Genomic DNA, 2,863 nt, shown 5'->3' on the forward strand with positions numbered 1-2,863 from the left:
GCCGCTTTCGCAAGCCCGCGGGCATAGGCATGCAGCCAGCCCGGATCAGCATCAGGAAGCGTTAATGCAAGAGTAAAACAGACCGGGTCAGCCCCCATGGCTGCCAGATCGCTCGCTGCAACCGCGAGGCTTCGCCAGCCCAGTTTTTCCGGGTCGTAACGTTGGGGAAAATGAACGCCTTCAACCAGGGTATCCACAGAGAAGACAAGGTCCGTGCCCGGCTCGACTCGCTGAATGGCGCAGTCATCACCGGGCCCGAGCAGAACCGCAGAGGTGTTTCCCACTTCGGCGATGGGAAAGAAGTAACGGCGGATCAGCTCGAATTCACCCATCACTCAGCGCGGACGTGTCTCGGCCAGGCGCAGGCGATGGCTCAGTTTATCCAGCAGGCTGTTAACGAACTTGTGGCCTTCGGTGCCGCCAAACTTCTTGGCCATCTCGATCCCTTCATTGATCACCACTTTATAGGGAACATCCAGCCGGTATTTGAGTTCGTAGGTGCCCAGGCGCACGATGGCCAACTCTATCGCATCCACCTCGTGGATTGGCCGGTCGAGGAAGGGCTCCAGCAAACGGTCCAGTTCCGCCTGCTCCCGATGAACACCCCTGAGCAGATCCCGGAAATAGGCGGTATCTACCTTCGACATGTCATTATCGACGATAAATTCGGACTCAATGTCCGTGATCGAGCTTTTGCTGAAGTGGCGCTGATACAGGGCCTGCATAGCCAGGGCCCTCGCCCTTCGCCTGTCGCCCGCCTTGGGCTGATCCGAGGGAGCAGACTGCGCCGTGGTATCTTCCGGTGTGCTCATCATTCACCCAGCTTCTTGAAGAGGCTGACCATTTCCAGGGCTGTGATTGCTGCTTCGGCGCCTTTGTTACCGGCCTTGGTGCCGGCACGCTCGATTGCCTGTTCGATGGAATCAACCGTCAGTACCCCGAAAGTGACGGGTACGTCGGTTTCAAGACTGACTGCGCCAAGGCCGCTGGATGCTTCGCCGGCAACATACTCGAAGTGAGGTGTACCACCACGGATAACCGCACCGAGAGCGATAATGGCATCGTGGTTACCTGTCTCGGCCACACGCTTGACCGCCAGCGGCATTTCGTAAGCGCCGGGAACCCGCACGATGGTAATGTCCGCATCGGCTATACCATGGCGTCGCAGGGTATCGACAGCACCTTCAACCAGGCTCTCCACCACAAAACCGTTAAAACGGCCCACCACCAGCGCGTAGGTTCCGCTGCAGTGGGTAAAATCACCTTCAATTACTCTGATATCTGCCATGCATGGCTCCTTCATTGGCAACCCCGCCCTTCCGGCGCGGCGTTGCCGGGGTTCGTCATTCGGGGGTGTAGGGCACGTATTCCACAACTTCCAGCTCAAAACCGGAAATTGCGGAGAATTTTATGGGCGGGCTCAGCAGCCGCATTTTGCCAACGCCGAGGTCCCGCAGGATCTGTGAACCGGTACCGACGGTGAAGTAGACACCGGAACTGCCCTTGCCCGCGGACTTCTTGTCCTGCTCGAAGAATTCGTGGATACGGTCTTCAAGATTGTAGCTGTCTTCCGCACTGTTAAGCAGCACCACAACACCCCGGCGTTCGCTCGCAACTTTCTCAAGGGCATGGTGGATCGGCCAGCTGCGGGAATCCGCACGACGGGCACCCAGCAGGTCACGCAGGGTATCGGTGATGTGCACCCGCACCAGCACCGGTTCATCGGCGGAAATCTCGCCCATCACCATGGCTAGATGCGTGGAGCCCTGGATATTGTCGCGATAGGTGCGCAGATTGAAGACGCCGTATTCGGTATCCAGGTCGTATTCTTCCACACACTCGATGGTGCGCTCGTTCAGGGTGCGGTAGTGAATCAGGTCGGCAATGGTGCCAATTTTCAGGTCGTGGGCCTCGGCAAACTTCTCGAGATCCTCACGGCGGGCCATGGAGCCATCGTCATTCATGATTTCACAGATCACGCCGGCAGGCTCAGACCCGGCAAGGGCCGCCAGGTCGCAGGACGCCTCAGTATGGCCGGCACGGCTGAGAACACCGCCGGGATCTGACATCAGCGGGAAGATGTGACCGGGCTGCACCAGGTCTGCAGCGGTGGCGTTACGCGCAACGGCTGCCTGAACGGTGCGGGCACGGTCGGCAGCGGAAATGCCGGTGGTTACGCCCTCGGTTGCCTCGATAGACAGCGTAAACTTGGTGCCAAAGCCGGACGCATTCTGATGGACCATCAACGGCAGGCCAAGCTGCTCACACCGCTGGCGGGTCATGGGCATACAGATCAGACCGCGACCGAACCGGGCCATGAAGTTGATGGCCTCTGGCGTGCAGTGTTCCGCCGCCATTACCAGATCACCTTCGTTTTCCCGGTCTTCATCGTCCATCAGGATGACCATTTTACCCTGGCGGATATCTTCAATAATGTCTTCAATGCTGTTCAGTGCCATACCGTATTTGCACCCTTTTGGTCTGACCGCGCTGTTGCCGGCACCGGCCCGCCATGAATTTAAACCCGTTAAGCCGGCGCCAGGATCAGTCGCTGATCCTCACCCAACTGACGGCGATCCAGCACTTTCCATTGCACCTTGTCCGCCATGGATTCCAGTGGCAGATTGGCCGTTGGCCGGCCGGTACTGCCAAGGAACACAGGTGCCTGGTAAAGCCATAGCTCGTCTACCAGGCGTTCGTTGATAAAGGTTCCGGCGAGCGTGGGGCCGGCTTCCACCAGCAGTTCGTTGATACCCAGCTCACCCAGAGAATCGAGCAGTTCCCTGACATCGATTCCGTTGTCCTTCCAGGCAACGCCGGTCAGCCCCACCCCCAGTGCAGCAAGGTCCTGCGCCGGCGCAGT

Annotated in this window: 5 protein-coding genes; all 5 read right to left on the reverse strand. The window is 58.8% G+C overall.

The features are described 5' to 3' along the window. A partial coding sequence (locus ACESMB_RS10000; RefSeq protein ID WP_372971445.1) for a thiamine-phosphate kinase occupies window positions 1-332 on the reverse strand: 332 nt, incomplete at its 3' end. A 3-nt stretch (window positions 333-335) separates the two neighbouring features. Next, window positions 336-812 carry a transcription antitermination factor NusB gene (gene nusB, locus ACESMB_RS10005; protein ID WP_372971452.1) on the reverse strand — a complete coding sequence of 159 codons (477 nt, stop codon included), beginning with the start codon at window positions 810-812 and terminating at the stop codon, window positions 336-338. Next, window positions 812-1,288 (reverse strand): 6,7-dimethyl-8-ribityllumazine synthase, encoded by a 477-nt coding sequence (ribE, locus tag ACESMB_RS10010; RefSeq protein WP_372926023.1) that lies wholly within the window; start codon window positions 1,286-1,288, stop codon window positions 812-814. Before ribE ends, nusB begins: the two co-directional genes overlap by 1 nt. A gap of 55 nt (window positions 1,289-1,343) precedes the next feature. Beyond that, window positions 1,344-2,459 (reverse strand): bifunctional 3,4-dihydroxy-2-butanone-4-phosphate synthase/GTP cyclohydrolase II, encoded by a 1,116-nt coding sequence (ribBA, locus tag ACESMB_RS10015; protein ID WP_372926022.1) that lies wholly within the window; start codon window positions 2,457-2,459, stop codon window positions 1,344-1,346. A 68-nt stretch (window positions 2,460-2,527) separates the two neighbouring features. Further along, on the reverse strand, window positions 2,528-2,863 hold a 336-nt coding region (locus ACESMB_RS10020), incomplete at its 5' end, for a RibD family protein (protein ID WP_372971446.1).

Origin of the sequence: Marinobacter sp. (assembly GCF_041686475.1) — a bacterium.
GTDB lineage: Bacteria > Pseudomonadota > Gammaproteobacteria > Pseudomonadales > Oleiphilaceae > Marinobacter.